Annotated in this window: 15 protein-coding genes; 10 read left to right on the top strand and 5 right to left on the bottom strand. The window is 40.6% G+C overall.

All coding sequences use genetic code 11. The features are described 5' to 3' along the window. Nucleotides 1–61 precede the first annotated feature (61 nt). The 3 genes from M5F03_RS04180 to M5F03_RS04170 all read left to right on the top strand — a co-directional run bounded on the left by M5F03_RS04180 (nucleotide 62) and on the right by M5F03_RS04170 (nucleotide 2548). Complete coding sequence (locus tag M5F03_RS04180; protein ID WP_249706776.1) at nucleotides 62–424, top strand: NirD/YgiW/YdeI family stress tolerance protein; 363 nt, start codon at nucleotides 62–64, stop codon at nucleotides 422–424. 131 nt (nucleotides 425–555) lie between these two features. Then, nucleotides 556–1224, top strand: coding sequence for a response regulator transcription factor (locus M5F03_RS04175; protein ID WP_249706774.1), 669 nt, complete (start codon nucleotides 556–558; stop codon nucleotides 1222–1224). 4 nt (nucleotides 1225–1228) lie between these two features. Continuing rightward, nucleotides 1229–2548, top strand: coding sequence for a sensor histidine kinase (locus M5F03_RS04170; RefSeq protein WP_249706772.1), 1320 nt, complete (start codon nucleotides 1229–1231; stop codon nucleotides 2546–2548). 198 nt (nucleotides 2549–2746) lie between these two features. Here M5F03_RS04170 and hemP read toward each other — a convergent pair whose 3' ends face one another. Beyond that, nucleotides 2747–2917: a hemin uptake protein HemP gene (gene hemP / locus M5F03_RS04165; RefSeq protein WP_078189103.1), complete on the bottom strand. Its 171-nt coding sequence runs from the start codon at nucleotides 2915–2917 to the stop codon at nucleotides 2747–2749. A 147-nt stretch (nucleotides 2918–3064) separates the two neighbouring features. On the opposite strand from hemP, the gene M5F03_RS04160 reads away from it, so the two are divergent. Further along, the gene (locus tag M5F03_RS04160; protein ID WP_249706770.1) at nucleotides 3065–3964 is read left to right on the top strand and encodes an NUDIX domain-containing protein; all 900 of its coding nucleotides are present in this window, start codon (nucleotides 3065–3067) and stop codon (nucleotides 3962–3964) included. A 546-nt stretch (nucleotides 3965–4510) separates the two neighbouring features. Here the strand turns inward: M5F03_RS04160 and M5F03_RS04155 are convergent. Together M5F03_RS04155 and mrcB are read right to left on the bottom strand one after the other, a co-directional pair. Beyond that, the gene (locus M5F03_RS04155) at nucleotides 4511–4993 is read right to left on the bottom strand and encodes a tetratricopeptide repeat protein (protein ID WP_249706827.1); all 483 of its coding nucleotides are present in this window, start codon (nucleotides 4991–4993) and stop codon (nucleotides 4511–4513) included. A gap of 76 nt (nucleotides 4994–5069) precedes the next feature. Beyond that, entirely contained in the window at nucleotides 5070–7463 is a 2394-nt protein-coding gene (gene mrcB / locus M5F03_RS04150; RefSeq protein ID WP_249706768.1) for a penicillin-binding protein 1B, read from the bottom strand. Between the two features lie 152 nt (nucleotides 7464–7615). On the opposite strand from mrcB, the gene M5F03_RS04145 reads away from it, so the two are divergent. Both M5F03_RS04145 and M5F03_RS04140 read left to right on the top strand, forming a co-directional pair. Continuing rightward, nucleotides 7616–8554, top strand: coding sequence for an NAD(+) kinase (locus M5F03_RS04145; protein WP_078189100.1), 939 nt, complete (start codon nucleotides 7616–7618; stop codon nucleotides 8552–8554). Nucleotides 8555–8556: 2 nt separating this feature from the next. Beyond that, nucleotides 8557–8823, top strand: a complete 267-nt coding sequence (locus M5F03_RS04140; RefSeq protein ID WP_078189099.1) for a YeaC family protein — start codon at nucleotides 8557–8559, stop codon at nucleotides 8821–8823. 91 nt (nucleotides 8824–8914) lie between these two features. On the opposite strand, the gene M5F03_RS04135 is transcribed toward M5F03_RS04140, so the two are convergent. Further along, a complete protein-coding gene (locus M5F03_RS04135; RefSeq protein WP_249706766.1) occupies nucleotides 8915–9913 on the bottom strand; it encodes a glycosyl transferase family protein in 999 nt (332 codons plus the stop codon). Between the two features lie 408 nt (nucleotides 9914–10321). Between M5F03_RS04135 and M5F03_RS04130 the strand changes: the two genes are divergently transcribed. Together M5F03_RS04130 and M5F03_RS04125 are read left to right on the top strand one after the other, a co-directional pair. Next, nucleotides 10322–11668 (top strand): dicarboxylate/amino acid:cation symporter, encoded by a 1347-nt coding sequence (locus tag M5F03_RS04130; protein WP_249683186.1) that lies wholly within the window; start codon nucleotides 10322–10324, stop codon nucleotides 11666–11668. A gap of 170 nt (nucleotides 11669–11838) precedes the next feature. Further along, nucleotides 11839–12981 carry an acyl-CoA dehydrogenase family protein gene (locus M5F03_RS04125; RefSeq protein ID WP_111885331.1) on the top strand — a complete coding sequence of 381 codons (1143 nt, stop codon included), beginning with the start codon at nucleotides 11839–11841 and terminating at the stop codon, nucleotides 12979–12981. Between the two features lie 126 nt (nucleotides 12982–13107). Here the strand turns inward: M5F03_RS04125 and M5F03_RS04120 are convergent, their stop codons facing one another. Then, nucleotides 13108–13638, bottom strand: a complete 531-nt coding sequence (locus M5F03_RS04120; protein WP_249706756.1) for a DJ-1/PfpI family protein — start codon at nucleotides 13636–13638, stop codon at nucleotides 13108–13110. A 572-nt stretch (nucleotides 13639–14210) separates the two neighbouring features. On the opposite strand from M5F03_RS04120, the gene pheA reads away from it, so the two are divergent. Then, nucleotides 14211–15320 carry a prephenate dehydratase gene (gene pheA / locus M5F03_RS04115; protein WP_078194414.1) on the top strand — a complete coding sequence of 370 codons (1110 nt, stop codon included), beginning with the start codon at nucleotides 14211–14213 and terminating at the stop codon, nucleotides 15318–15320. Nucleotides 15321–15389: 69 nt separating this feature from the next. Continuing rightward, on the top strand, nucleotides 15390–16481 hold the full coding sequence (hisC, locus tag M5F03_RS04110; protein ID WP_180107967.1) for a histidinol-phosphate transaminase: 1092 nt from the start codon (nucleotides 15390–15392) through the stop codon (nucleotides 16479–16481). Nucleotides 16482–16484 lie beyond the last annotated feature (3 nt).

Genomic DNA, 16484 nt, shown 5'->3' with positions numbered 1-16484 from the left:
CGACTCATCTTGCTTTGTTTAAATAGTGCTATCGAAATAGACAAAGTAAGAGAGACCGAAGATGAAAACATTCACTCAATTGGTATGTGTTTTAGCATTTGCAGGTGTGGCATCGGTTGCAGTCGCGAATACAGCAGTTAATCAAACAGCTGTTGCACCGATGAAAACCACATCAGTGAAACATGCCTTAGGCTTAAAAGATGATAGTAAAGTTCAATTGAAAGGTTATGTTGTCAAATCGATGGGCGATGAAAAATATCAGTTCCGCGATAGCACAGGCAGCATTACAGTGGATATTGATGATCAACTTTGGCAAGGCAAAGCGATTTCAGCTAAAACACCAGTAACGCTCATTGGTGAAATCGACATTGATTACAAACCGACGAAACGCGTTGAAGTTGATGTCGATCAAGTAAAATTTTAATTTAGCCTGTTATTCATTTCAGTGCTGCTCCATAAAAAACCACGGCTTGCTGTGGTTTTTTTATGATATGAGTAGATATGAGCAAAAGTTCGATACACTGAAGTCGGAACCATAGAAATAGGGTAGGTAAGATGCGAATTTTATTGGCAGAAGATGATGCATCCCAAGCAGACAGTATAAAAACATGGCTTGAAATGGATGGCTATAGTGTCGATTGGGTTGATCGCGGCGATCACGCTATTTTGGCTTTAGAACAACATCAATATGATTGCATACTTTTAGATCGTGGCTTACCAAAAGTAACTGGTGATGAAATTTTAAAACGTATCGTACAGTTGCATCCGCTTACACCAGTTTTATTCATTACAGCTCGTGACAGTATTGCAGATCGTGTAGAAGGTTTAGATCTGGGAGCCCATGATTATTTGGTGAAACCCTTTAGCTTGGAGGAGTTGTCAGCAAGGGTACGTGCCCAATTACGTTTGCATCATCAACAGCGTGATAATTCTCTGACTTTCGGGGATTTAAGTTTAGATGTACAAGCTAAAACGCTGCGTAAAAATGCGGAATTGATTACGTTGACTTCGCGTGAATATCAAATTTTGCATAAGATGATGTTAAATCCAGAGCATATTATGACGCGTAGCAAACTCGAAGAATCACTCTATGCTTGGGGCGATGAAGTGGAAAGTAATGCGATCGAAGTTTTTATTTACCAATTGCGTAAGAAGATTGGCAGTGATTACATTAAAACCTTAAGAGGTTTGGGTTATCGCATGAATCTTCCGCAAAAAAGTTAAGTTTATGAGTGATAAAAAAAGCATTTCCTTACAGTCGCAGCTGATTAAAACCTCACTGCTCAGTGCAATTTGGGCGGGAGCAATCTCTCTGTGTCTGATGTTGGGATTTGGTTTGTATCACATCATGAATGTACACGATGCCCTGATGGACGAAGTGGCAGATATGCTTACTGCTACTGATCTAACGCTGAAGCAAGACGAACAAATAGATGAGCTGAGTGAAGAGTTTGATATGCAATATCAACTCATACAAGGGTCGCAAGTCTTAACCACATCGGAACAACACACAGCATTTGAACATCAGCCCAATTTAAAACAGGGGCTACATTATCAATGGAGAGACGGAGCGCTTTGGCGTAGCTATGCACTTCAGGACGATGGATTAACCGTACAAATCATTCAACCGATGAAAACACGGCTCAGAGAAACGCTGCAAAGCGTACTAGGCTATGCAGGGATTTTGTTGATAGTTTGGTTGATCCAATGGCTATTACTACATATTTTGATTAAACGTCAATTGAAAGTTTTACAGCTATTTTCCAAACAAATCGCTGAAAAAAATGTAGATGACTTACAAGCCATCGTCTTACCTGAACCTGTATTGCAAGAACTAGAGCCGATCCAAACACAGCTGAATTTTTTATTAAGCCGATTAGATCAAGCCTTAGAGGCGGAACAGCGTTTTACCTCCGATGCCTCACATGAATTACGCTCACCATTGTCTGCGATTCAAATGCGACTTCAGGTATTAAAACGAAAATATCCCGACATTCAGCAGGATTTATTGAGCATACAGCACGATGTTAATCGAGGAACACGCGTGTTGGAAAATCTACTAATTTTGGCACGGCTCGACCCGACGCAATCGGAGCAATTAGATAAAAAACAAGACGACTTAGAACAGCTGAGTTTACAAGTCCTTGACGCTTTACAGCCTTTTATTGAAGAAAAGCAGATCGAATTGAAGCTCCAGACCCAGTCTGTACAGTTTGAGATGAACGCAGAGTTGATGTTTAGCTGTCTGCGAAACTTAGTCGATAACGCTATTCGCTATAGTCCTACGCAAGGACAGGTAAAGATTGATTTAACGGTAACATCACAGCAGGCGGTTTGGACGATCGAGAATCAAGGTGCGGGACTGACAGTCGCAGAATTGCAACGCATTGGCGAGCGATTTTACCGAGTATTGGGAACGAAGACGCAAGGTTCAGGTTTAGGTATTTCAATTGCCCAAAAAATTGTACAGTTACATCAAGGTCAATTAAGTGTGAAAGCCTCTGAACTGGGCGGCTTAAAGGTACAACTCATTTTTCCATTCCGCTAAAAACATGATTTGCCCTATTGAATTTAAGCGAAAGATTGTTGTGAGAGGAAGATGAGTGTTGCGATTTAAATTAAGTTTGAGTAGTTATAAAGCTTAATTTGACTAAGTACAAAACTTAAAAAAGCAGTAAGCGGCTGGCTTACTGCTTGTGTCCACGATTATTTTTATTGCGCTGATAATTATTATTTTTATCAGAAATTATTTGGTCAAAATAAGGCGATTATTTCGTGTTAAACGTAGTCGATATTCTTCACCTGCATGCATAATACGAATTTCACGTCCTAAGGCAAAAAGGTTGTTTGAATGTAGCATTGGCAGCGAGTGGTGTGCTTCATTGCTACGAGTAAAAAGGCTAAATGGTGCGTTCATTCCGTCGACTCCGTGGTGTATTTCTGAATGGTTTAAATGATAATCATTATCGAATAGACCTGTCAACGGTAATTTTAGGATTTTATAAAAAAGATAAATTTGCTTACACTTGGATATCAATTGGAACAGAGTAGAGAGCAGGGAACTATGTCGAAACCGCAAATCGATGTCGCCATTGCGATTTTATTGCATCAAGACAAAGTACTGGTGGGTTGGCGTGAAGCAAAACAGCATCAGGGCAATAAACATGAGTTTCCGGGTGGTAAAGTTGAGCAGGGGGAAAGTCCTGAACAAGCGTGTCGTCGTGAAATTTTTGAAGAAGTTGGCATTGGTTTACACGACTGGCATGCTTTTGATTTTATTCAGCATGAATATGATGATGTTGTTGTGAAATTACATTTATTTCATGCCACCGTCCCGCATGCGTTGCTGAATGAAATCCAAAAGCCATGGGCCTGGTATTCGCGTCAACAACTTATGAGTTTGAATTTTCCAAAGGCCAATCAAGCTATTTTGCAGCGCTTATATTGGCAGCAACAGATCAAAATCACCGCCGATCTACCAACATTTGAAACGCTTCAAGAGACGCTGTTGTATTATTGGCGAGTCGATGCCAGCGCAGAAAATGCAGAGGCATTAAATCAATTACCTACCGTGATTTTAAAGCAATTGATAATTAATGAAGCTCTATGGTCATTACTCTCTACAGAGGTGCAAGCACATATTTCGGCTTTACATCTTAAGCAGCACCAATTGCTGAAAAAAAATAAAGGTGATTTACAGCTTGGGAAGCGCTATATCGCAGCTTGTCATGATCAAGTTTCTGCGCTGCATGCGCAAAAAATTGGCTGTGAGGCTATTTTTATGAGCCCAGTTCTGGCGACACAAAGTCATCCAGAGGCGCAAGGTATGGGATGGGCGCATTTTTCTGAGATTGCACGAGGCATAGAAATCCCTGTTTTTGCTTTAGGTGGCATGCGTCCTGAATTGCTACCTATTGCACAGCAGCATCATGCTTATGGGGTGGCAGGTATTCGCAGTTTTTAGAAACTAGAATGTGTATATTGAATTAAAGTCGTATTTGAAAGTCGTTATGTAAAATTCAGTGAAGGTTGGTTAGAAATAGACTTACTATTTGTAAGCTATTTACTGATGTTACGCCCGTAAAAATAATTACGCATTTTTAAAATGATTTTTAAACCGATACGACGGAGTCTTAAATCTAGAGATTGAATAAAGGGATTAGCCTTCGGCTGGAGGTACTCGTACGAAACGATGCTTCTCATTAGGCAAAATGAGAAGCGTGCTTCACAAGGAAACCATCTTGCGGTGCAATGCACCTCACCGACAAAACTCGTTCGCTAGCGTCAATTTATCCAAAGTATCGCAAAAATATTTTTAAATAGATGTGGTCTTGTCTCAAACGCTTGCGGATGACGTTACCGTGTATCGTATTTTATTTAGATCAAATTATGCTTCTGATGTTACTGCGTAACATTATTTAATAATAACTATGAGAAATAAACTTACTTTGAGTATGTTTTAAATAAAAAAGCCTGATCTCAATTAAGATCAGGCTTTTTTTATGGGTGCTTAAAGAGCTTTGATGGCTTGTTGGGCTTTTTGAATGGTGCTGCTTTTCTTTTGCATTTGACCGGCTTTTAAAACAACATTCCAAAGCTGTTGTTTCATCGGCTTGGTTTGAGCATAGCTTAATCCGCGCAGTGCCAACGATTCTGCATTCGCAGGCTGACTTTTTCGATTGGCGATCATTGCCAAATATAAAAAAGTTTCCGCAGATTGTGGTGCCAAACGCTGTGCTTGAGTTGCCGCACTTTCAGCTTCATTCCATTTTCCATTGGCATAAGCGGTTTGCGTAGTTTGCATCAATTTTTTGAATGCAGGTAAGTCGCGGCCATCATCAAACTTTTGAATTTGGGTTTTCTGCTCAGGAATAACGATACGTTGACGCTTAATTTCTGGATGGTCATATGGCGTAATGATGACCCCAGAAGGGTCATGGATATCTGCCTTTTTTTCAGGTGCAGCAGGCGGCTTTTGCTCAGGTTCGATCATGGTTTGGCAACCTGCCAAAATGATCGTCAAAACGCTCAGAATACTGAACGTTTTTAAAACTTTAATGTTTTGCAGTTTAATTTGAATACTCTCCACTTGAGATGATGCGAGGTTGATCAGATGAACCCTGATCATTATCGACATCACTTTCACGAATGTAGTCACCTAAACTATCATTTTGTTCCTGAGTTGGCTGCGTCTCTTCAGTATCAACTGTGTAAGGTTCTACTTCATATTGTGTCGAACCACATGCCGTAGCTTGATTTGGAATGGAGTTGCGCGAAAGAGGAATATACATCGCACCTGTACAATGCTGCGCAGATAAATTACCTGAATAACCGTCTAACCAATGCCACTGTACGCTGTCTGGTTGACGTAAATTAACTGGTTTTTGACGTAACTGCTTCATCACATTGGTCCAAACAGGAAGTGCTCCTGACGAACCAGTTAAGCCTGTAACTTTGTTGTTGTCTAAACCTAACCAAACCACACTTAAATAATTACCTGAATAACCTGCAAACCATGAGTCACGCGTATCATTGGTTGTCCCTGATTTACCTGCAAGTTTGAGTGAAGCTGGTAATGATACATAAGCAGAACGGCCTGTGCCTGAACTCATGACTTGTTGTAAACCGTAGTTCAAGATAAAGGCAGCATCAGGTGCAATAGTCGGTTGTACCGTTAAGCTATAACGATCTAATAAACGACCATTGGCATCGACCACTGAACGAATAGCTTTCACTGGATATTTGAAGCCACCGGTTGCAAAGTTTCCATAGACACTCATCACTTCCATCGGTGACATATCGATAGCACCGAGGTAAATCGAAGGGTAGTTTGGAATATTAGAAGTCACACCAAACTTTTTCAAATGGTTAATAAAAGTCGACATACCGAACTCTTGACCTAAGCGTACCGCAGAGAGGTTATAAGAGTTTGATAGGGCATCGACCATTGGTACGACACCATGTGCACCACCACTATAGTTTTTCGGTGTCCAAGCTTTGCCATCACTTTGAATGCTGATAGGGCTGTCTTCAATTTGACTCGCCCAGTTATAGCGGTTGGATTCTATCGCACTGAGGTAAATCACAGGTTTTAGCAATGAACCGACTTGACGTTTAGCATCCATCGTACGGTTAAAGCCGGTAAAGTCCTGCGTTGAACCGACTGCTGAAACCAATTCACCATTTTCAGGATGAGACACCAGTACCGCGCCTTGTAATTCTTTCAAGCGTGCTGGATTGGCATTACTTAAACGTGCCACAGATTCTTTAAATGCAGTTTGTACACGAGTTTGAGCAATCGGGTCCATCGCGGTGAAAATACGCAGACCTTGATTGGTCAAATCGCTTTCTTGGTATTCAGTACGCAGTTGACGACGCACGATATCCATATAGTCTGGGAAGCGAGAAGGGCCCAATGTTGGTTTTGTAATGACATTCAATGGACGTGCTGACTCAGTTTCATATTGTTCCTGAGTTAAATAGCCCATGACCACCATATTGTTTAACACAATATTACGGCGTTTAATCGCACCTTCAGGGTTTTTCCACGGATTAAATAGGGTCGGGCCTTGAACCAGACCGACTAAATACGCCTGCTGAGCAATATTTAATTCACGCAGTGGTAAACCAAAATAGAATTGTGAGGCTAAACCATAACCATTGATTGAATAGTTACCGTTTTGACCTAAATTCACTTCATTTAAATAAGCTTCAAGAATTTCATCTTTGTCATAGTGAAGTTCAATCAGCATCGCCATTAAGGCTTCATTGGCCTTACGTTTAATGGTTTTTTCAGGCGATAAATAGAAATTTTTCACCAATTGTTGAGTGAGGGTCGAACCACCTTGACGTTTACCACCAGTGATATTACTTACGATGGCACGTGCTGTACCACGAATCGAAATCCCATGATGCTGATAGAAATTACGGTCTTCTGTAGCAATTAAAGCTTGGATTAAAGGCTTTGGCACTTTATCAAGTTTGATCAGCACACGGTCTTCATTGTGCTGAGGATAAATACCACCAATTAACATCGGCTCTAAACGGGCAATACCACTACTTGAAGGCTTGGTCGCACTCACTTCAGTGATTTGATTTTCACCAAAAGTCACTTTAAGAACTTGTTCAGGGTCGACACTATCACCAAAGTCAAAACCACGCGTATGGATATAGGTCACATTGCCAGAAGTAACGTAACTCCCTGTTTTCGCATAGCTGTCCTGAGCGTTATAGCCCAAAAGTTTCAGTTCTTGGTTGAGGTCTGCTTGGCTTACAGGCGCATTGGTATAAATTTCTAAAGGACGTGCAAATACCTTGGCTGGAATATCCCAACGTTGACCTTCGAATTTGTCCCGTACAATATTATCTAGACGAATAAGATAAATGCTGAACACGAGAAATCCGCCGATAATCAACAGCGAAAAAATCAGTGCAATTATGCCTATGCCACGTTCAGACTTCATAAATAGTGATAAGACCCTGAGAAATTTTGCTAATCATGCGAAGCTTTTCAGTATTTTGCAATATTTAAACTGTTATATGTATGCAAAATATTGGAAGCTACTTCACTAAAGTCGAAACTTTAAAGTTTTTTTAAATCATTTCTGTTAGTGATATGATACCAATGAGGCGAAGCGGAGCAAAAGCGCAGGTGCAAATTTCACATAAATCATTTCGAAACATTGGGTTGATTGGTCGTCCAGACAAATCATCAGTGATCGAAACCCTATGTTTGATCCACGATCATATTTTGAGTTTGGGATTACATCCTGTATTTGATACGCAAACAGCGCAGCTTGTTCCCTATAATAATACTCAGACGGTTAGCCGTAATTTATTGGGTGAAGTCGTCGATTTGGTGATCGTAGTCGGCGGTGATGGTTCATTGCTTCATGCTGCACGTGCCTTGGTGAAATATAATACTCCTGTGATTGGGGTGAACCGTGGTCGTTTGGGCTTCCTGACCGATATCAAACCGACAGAAGTGATTTTCAAGTTAGATCAAGTGCTCAAAGGCGAGTTTCAGCTAGACCGACGTTTCTTGCTGGAAATGGAAATTCGCTCAAAAGGTGAGTCGATTTATGATGCTGTGGCTTTAAATGATATTGTGCTGCACTCGGGTAAATCGGTACACATGATCGACTTTGAACTGAATATTGATGGGCAATATGTATACCGCCAACACAGTGATGGTTTAATTGTTTCCACGCCAACCGGCTCTACAGCTTATGCATTATCTGGTGGTGGTCCGATTGTCCACCCAAGTATGGATGCGATTGCCTTAGTGCCAATGCATCCACATACTTTGTCATCACGGCCGATTGTCGTAGGTGGACAAAGCGAAATTAAAATTTTGATTCGTGAAAATCGTGTTCTACCAATGGTCAGTGCCGATGGTCAACACAGTGTATCATTGGGTGTAGGCGATAGTTTACATATCCGCAAACATCCATTTAAGCTCAACTTATTACATCCACCTGGTTATGACTTCTATATGGCATGTCGTACCAAGCTAGGCTGGAACCAAGATTTTGACTCATTAAAGCAGGATTAATTATGAATATTGAACAGATGCTTGCCGTACTCGATCCTGAAATTGTTGGTCGATTAAAAACGGCAATTGAAATTGGTAAATGGCCAAATGGTGTAGCGCTGACTCAAGAACAACGTCAAATTTGTATGCAAGCGGTGTATGCATGGGAAATTAAACATTTGCCAGAAGATGAGCGTAGTGGTTATATCGACCGCGGGACCAAAGAAGAAGATGAGCATTGCGACTCACATGTGGAAGAACCTGAGTTCAAGCCGATTCGTTTCGTATAATCCTTTTTCTTTCTGATTGAAAAAGCCAGCTTAATGCTGGCTTTTTTATTAGCTGATGCATACCTAAATTTGTTGCTTCATATCTGCTTATTTAAGCGTGACGATTTGCCCACATGGTTTTGGCAGTTTGCACTGCTTCATCAAAACTTGCGATGGCACCCATGGTATACAGTGCGATTCCCATGGTTTCGGTGACCGCGATTTCACCATATTCATGTGCCTGCTGACCGTCCCACACGGCTTTAAAAATGGCCAAATCAAGTTCTTCTTCGACTGGGCTGCGGTTGTCCGTCAGTTTAGGCAATTCATGTTCATACATTTCACCATCCTTGATACCACAAATTAATGTTTTTGCATCGGGATTACGTTCGAATTCACCACCTTCACCCTTAATGACAGCACTATTTTGATAACCCAATTGAAATGCCGCACGTTGGTGTGATCCACGATAGGCTGGATGGAAAATAGCTTGCATGGTGGCTTTGGCATTAAATGGGTTAATCAGACGCGCAAGGGTGTGAATTGGGGAACGTAAACCCATCACATTGCGCAGTGAAATTAAATCACTAAGTATTGGTGAAATGACGTCGAGCGGAATATAAGCAAAATGACGTTGTATTAGTTGCTGTTCCACATCTGTATCATTTTGGCAAATAGGAAAACCCAAATACTCTAATACTTGTTCTGTATAAAGGCGGTTAATGGTATGACCTGAAGCGCCATGCATTACGACATTGTAGCCGTGTTTTGCTAGCGTTAATGCGGCCAATAAAAACCAAGGATAATGTTTGCGTTTACCTGCATAAGATGACCAATCTAAATCGACATCAAGTTTTTTAAACTTGAGCTGATCACGTGTGGCTTGGACAAAGCCAGTGAGTTCATCGACTGACTCTTCTTTTACACGCAATAACATCAAGAAAGCGCCCAATTGAACGTCTAAAACCTCATCTTTTAAGATCATGCTGAATGCTTGGTAGGCTTCATCATAAGTGAGCGAACGTGCACCATTTTTGCCTTTACCCACGATACGGACAAATTGCGCAAAAGGATGTTCAAAATCTTTGTAAATATTTCGTTTATTGTTCATGCAAATACTGGGCTTAAAATTAGGACTTAAGGATAGTTTACTTCTATAGTTGGTATTTTTCAGCCTGATAATGGGCGTAAAAAATGCAGTCTTTAGACTATAGTCTAATGATCTCGGTCTATTATTTAACCGAAATTAACATTTGTGGCAGAACAAGCCATTAAAAAACAGGTAAAATTTAACCTACTTTAGTATGTGTTTCATCTCCTGATCAATGCACTGATTCTATATCAGGTCCTGATGTGATTATTTAATCACCATACATATTTCGTTTTTCTGTATTTGGCTAAGTCAAATACCTTTGGTGCTCTTTTGTCGAAGACAAAGGGGTTTTGGGATGTTTATTTTTTGAAAATAGACAAAAACTGAATATTTCTTTGAAGCAGAAATATATCGTGAAGTAATGTCATGGCTAAAAAACCAATTTATAAGTCACTATATTTTCAAGTGATCGTTGCCATTATTGCGGGTGTATTGGTGGGTCATTTCTCACCAAGTGGTACGCAAATCATCAATGGTACCGAGCAATACGTAAAAGGCTGGGGTGAATTGTTCTATCCACTAGGACAAGGTTTCATTAAGCTAATTAAAATGATTATTGCACCTGTGATCTTCTGTACCGTAGTGAGTGGTATTGCAGGCATGGAAAGCATGAAATCTGTGGGTAAAACAGGTGGGGTCGCTTTACTATACTTCGAAATCGTTTCGACCATCGCACTCATTATTGGTCTTGCAGTGATTAATATTGCAAAACCAGGTGTAGGCATGAACGTAGATCCAGCATCTTTAGATACTTCAGGTATTTCTAAATATGTTGAATCTGGTGCAGCACAATCTACCCAAGAATTTTTTATGAATATCATCCCAAACACCGTTGTTGGTGCGTTTGCCGAGGGTGAAATTCTTCAAGTCCTATTATTTGCCTTATTATTTGGTTTTGCTTTGCATAAACTTGGTGATGCAGGTAAGCCTGTATTGAAGTTTATTGATCAAATTGCACATGTATTCTTTAACATTGTAAACATGATCATGAAGCTTGCACCAATTGGTGCTTTCGGTGCGATGGCTTATACCATTGGTAAATATGGTATTGGTAGTTTGGCACAATTGGGTCAATTGATCATCTGCTTCTATATCACATGTTTGCTGTTTATTTTCATTATACTTGGCTCAATTGCACGTATTTGCGGTTTCAGTATTTTGAAAATGATTCGCATGATTCGCGAAGAGTTACTGATCGTACTGGGTACGTCATCTTCTGAATCTGTACTGCCACGTATGTTGAGAAAACTCGAACTTGCTGGTGCAGAAAAATCTGTAGTGGGTCTTGTTATTCCAACAGGTTATTCATTTAACCTAGATGGTACGTCTATTTACCTGACCATGGCAGCAATCTTTATTGCACAAGCCACCAATACACCGCTTGATATTTCGCATCAGATCACGTTGTTGTTGGTTCTACTCATTTCATCTAAGGGTGCTGCGGGTGTGACGGGTTCAGGCTTTATTGTGATGGCTGCAACATTGTCTGCTGTGGGTCATATTCCTGTTGCAGGTTTGGCATTAATTCTTGGTATTGACCGTTTCATGTCAGAAGCACGTGCATTAACCAACCTTGTAGGTAACTCTTTGGCAACGATTGTGGTTGCGAAATGGGTGGGTCAATTAGACAAAGAAAAACTGGATTTTGCTTTGGCAAACCCTGAAGAAATTGACCGTCAGATGCAAGAAGAAGGCAACGCACATCATGCCTAAGGATGATGCTGTGATGTAAAAGATGTAATTAAAAAGGAAGCTTCGGCTTCCTTTTTTAATGCAAGGGCAAAGCCAAATTTGAACGCTTTAGTTTTTAGGCATGACGGCTGTTCTAAACTGCAATAGGATGGAGCTCAACAAAATAACAAACTCAACCAAGGAAGAAACACATGCTAGCTTATGATGCAGACTTAGAATTATTTCGAGATAACTTTCGCCGCTTTATGGCAGAGCATGTCGCACCACATTATGAGCAATGGGAACGTGAAGGCATTATGCCGCGTTCAGTATGGAATGCTTTGGGTGAAAATGGCTTTTTATGTGTGGATGTGCCTGAAGAATATGGCGGCTATGGTGTCCCAACGCATTATTCACTGATGCTAGTTGAAGAGTCTGCACGCGCAGGTTTTAGTGCATTATCGACAGGTATTTCATGCCATTCTGAAATTGCAGCGCCTTATATTTTGCACATTGGTTCAGAAGAACAAAAACAATATTGGTTACCGAAAATGGTCACAGGTGAGGTGGTCGGTGCTATTGGTATGACAGAGCCGGGAGCAGGTTCGGACTTGCAGTCTATGCGCAGTAGTGCAATTTTGCAGGGCGATTATTATCTACTCAATGGCTCGAAAACTTTTATTTCAAATGGTCAACATGCAGACCTTGTGGTATTGGCTGCGAAAACTGATCCACAAGCACGTGCCAAAGGTGTGTCATTACTTTTAGTCGATACACATTTGGATGGATTTAAGAAAGGTACCAACCTCGACAAAATTGGGCTGCATGCGCAAGACACTTCAGAGTTGTTTTATGACAACGTCAAAGTGCCAAAAGAGCAACTTTTGGGTCAAGCTGGACAAGGCTTTGCTTACTTGATGCAAGAGTTACCGCGTGAACGTACCGCAATTGCCTCGACTGCAATTGGTGCGATTCGTGGTTCCATTGATGTGGCAACGCAGTATGTTAAAGAGCGACAAGCGTTCGGACAGGCGATCGGACAGTTCCAAAATACTCGTTTTGTCTTGGCACAGGCTAAGATTGACGAATTGGCTACAGCGGCATTTTATAATCAAAATGTTGAACTTTATATGCAAGGCAAACTTGATGTTGAAACTGCAGCAGCACTCAAGAGCTTTTCTACCGATATGCAAATGAAAGTGGCCCATAATCTACTTCAATTATTTGGTGGCTATGGTTATATGACCGAATATCCAATTTCACGTTTCTTTGTTGATGCACGTATTCAGCAAATCTACGGTGGCACCAATGAAATTATGAAAGAAATCGTGGCACGAAGTATTTTAGGTCGATAAACAATTTATCAGGCTGAAATTTAAATAGCGAAGTGAAGACTTCGCTATTTTTTTGAGGATATTTTTCTATAGATTTGCTTATTTGAATTAGATTGTGTGTTTAATTTTGCGTGAATATTTTGAAACCTATGATAATGACGGTTGCCCCAAAACTTGCAGACAGACTTCAATAAATTCTGGTGTATCTAAAGTACTGCGAGACGATATATATAGGTTATTATCATTCACGACCGATTGATCCGACACCACCACACCTGCGTTTAGTAAAGCAGATTTCAGCGTTTCAGATTGGGCGAAATGGCGACCTTGTATGACACCAGCTTCTAATAACAACTGTGGACCATGGCAACTGCTCAAGATCGGCTTTTGGCTATCTGCAAAATTACGTACAAAATAGATAAAACGGTCGTCTAAAGCGAGTTTTTCGGGGGAATAACCGCCGGGAATAAACAAGGCATCAAAATCATGTACAGAGGCGTCGTCGATACTCTGGTCAATGGTGATCTGGGAACGGCGTTTCATGCCGTGAACGATTTTTCCAACCTGATCTTCGACATTGATAATGCTGTGCCGAGCGGCTCGAAAGGCCTCCACAGGCTCAAGGTATTCAATATCTTCAAAATCGTAGGTCACTAACACTGCAATTTTCTTGTGCATACTTGTACCTATGGGTCTGTTATTTTTTTTCTGATATTTAGACTACAAAGCAACGAAAAAAATTACCTGTGTCTTTTGTAATAAATGCGTCAATGACTGTAAACACTAGATGAAAGTGCCTATTAAGTCACTGAAAAAACGATCAATGACCAAGTGTTTATATAGATCATCTTTAAGTTTCAAATTATTTCTATGCCATGAAAACCAAGTTTAGAATTTTTTATTTTGCTACAGGTATTGAGAGCAAAATTTAAAACTGCAATGACCAATGAAATAAACTGATTGATGGGCTTATACAAGGGGATGGATCTGATGCAAATTTGGAGGAAAAGAGAAGGTCTATTTATTGTGCTGCTCAAGATGAATGATCAATAAAGCCGTCAAAAGGTAAGATTTGTCTTAATTATGGCTTTACCTATCAGTTTGGCTGTTTTGGCTCTTAAGTTAAGCTGATGAAGCTTTAATCAACTGTATGTTTTTAAGGCTGAAACCATCAAAGTCGTATTGCGCAACATTTGAAAGCTAACTATTGTTATACTGTTTGCAAAATTTTTTTGAAGGGCGACATAACAATGATCAACGATGATCAAAACACTCCGACTTCTCTGGACTTAGCTCAAATTCGTGAAGATATCGACTCTGTTGATATGCAGATTCAACAACTTATCAATCGTCGTGCGAAACTAGCAGAAGCTGTGGCAAAAGCAAAATTTGCTGCAGAAGAGAATCCATTGTTTTATCGTCCTGAACGTGAAGCGCAAGTTTTACGTAAAGTTATGGATCGTAACGAAGGCCCATTGTCTGATGTGACAATGGCACGTTTATTCCGTGAGATCATGTCGGCTTGTTTAGCCCTGGAAGCGCCGCAAAGTATTGCGTTTTTAGGTCCAGTCGGAACTTATACGCATTCGGCTGTTTTAAAACATTTCGGTCAAGACGCTGTTGTTCGCCCTCTTCCAACGATTGATGAAGTATTCCGCGAAGTAGAAGCAGGCAGTGCGCACTATGGTCTTGTGCCTGTAGAGAACTCATCTGAAGGTGTAGTGAACCACACTTTAGATTGCTTCAAATCTTCACATCTGAATGTTATTGGTGAAGTGGAGCTGCGTATTCATCACCAGTTCCTAGTGTCTGAAAACACACGTAAAGACAGCATTAAACAAATTTATGCTCATCAACAAACTTTGGCGCAATGCCGTGGTTGGTTAGATGCACATTATCCGGGTGTAGAACGTGTTGCACTCAGTTCAAATGCAGAAGCTGCACGCCGTATTCGCAATGAATGGCACTCAGCAGCAATTGCTTCTGAAGTCGCTGCGAACATTTACAACCTTGAAATTTTGCATAGCAATATTGAAGACAATCCTGAAAATACTACTCGTTTCTTGGTGATTGGTCGTGAGAAAGTACCGCAATCGGGCAATGATAAAACTTCATTGTTGATTTCTGCGCATGACCGTGCAGGGGCGTTGCTTGAAATTCTTGCGCCGTTTGCCAAGCATAATATTAGCTTAACAAGTATCGAAACACGTCCTGCATTACCAGAAAAATGGGCTTATGTATTCTTTGTGGACTTGGAAGGTCATGTTGAGCAAGAAAACGTGAAAGCGGCAATTGAAGAAATTCGTCCGTTAGTAAAAGAAATTCGTGTATTGGGTTCATATCCGATTGCTGTTCTTTAAGATCACAACTGTGATCAATTCCATCAGGAGTTGATCACCTTCATCATTTGAAAAAACTGGAAGTGTAAAATGACGTTTGTCCCAGCCAATGAAGGCATTGCAAAGCTAAAGCCTTACCAACCAGGTAAACCAATTAGTGAACTTGAGCGTGAGTTGGGTATTACAGATATCGTAAAACTCGCATCAAATGAAAACCCATTGGGTTGTTCTGACAAAGTGAAAGAAGCGGTTGCTGCTGAACTTGCAGAAATTGGTCGATATCCGGATGGTGGCGGTTTTATTTTGAAAGACCAAGTTGAAAAACAATTTGGTATTGCACATGACCGCATTACGTTGGGTAATGGTTCAAACGATCTTCTAGAAATTTTTGCTCGTGCTTTTGTTTCAGAGCAAGACTCTGTGGTGTATAGCCAACACGCATTTGCTGTGTATGGTCTGGTTACTCAAGCGATTAATGCTGAAGCGATTGAAGTGCCTGCAAAAGGTTTTTCACATGACCTAGATGCAATGGCTGCGGCAATCAAAGACAATACTAAATTGATTTTTATTGCGAACCCAAATAATCCAACAGGTACATGGTTTGAAGAAGCTGAATTTGAAGCGTTCATGCAAAAAGTACCTGCAAATGTGATCGTGGTTTTAGATGAAGCCTATGTGGAATATTTCCCAGAAAACTTCAACAGCTTGAAATTCTTAGATCAATACGCAAACTTAATCGTTAGCCGTACCATGTCAAAATGCTATGGCTTGGCTGCACTACGTGTTGGGTTTGCTTTGGCTTCAGTTGAAGTGACGGATTTCCTCAATCGTATTCGTCAACCATTTAACGTGAACCATCTTGCGATGGTGGCTGCAGTTGCTGCACTTAAAGATGAAGCGTTTATTGAAAAATCACGCGTAGTGAACAAAGCGGGTATGGCACAACTTGAGTCAGGCTTTGATGCTTTAGGTTTAGCGTATGTGCCTTCACGTGCGAACTTCATTTTAGTAAATGTAAATGCAGATCCTGCACAGACGTTCAATGCTTTATTAAAAGAAGGTGTGATTGTTCGTCCAGTTGGTATCCCTGAGCATTTACGTGTATCAATTGGGACTGAAGCTGAAAATGCTAAATTCTTAGCTGCATTGGCTAAAGTTTTGGGCTTAGAGGCTAAAGCTTAAGTC

The organism is Acinetobacter amyesii, assembly GCF_023499985.1.
Lineage (GTDB): Bacteria > Pseudomonadota > Gammaproteobacteria > Pseudomonadales > Moraxellaceae > Acinetobacter > Acinetobacter amyesii.
Note: the sequence above shows the minus strand (reverse complement) of the source record. Positions and strands in the feature narration are given on the sequence as shown.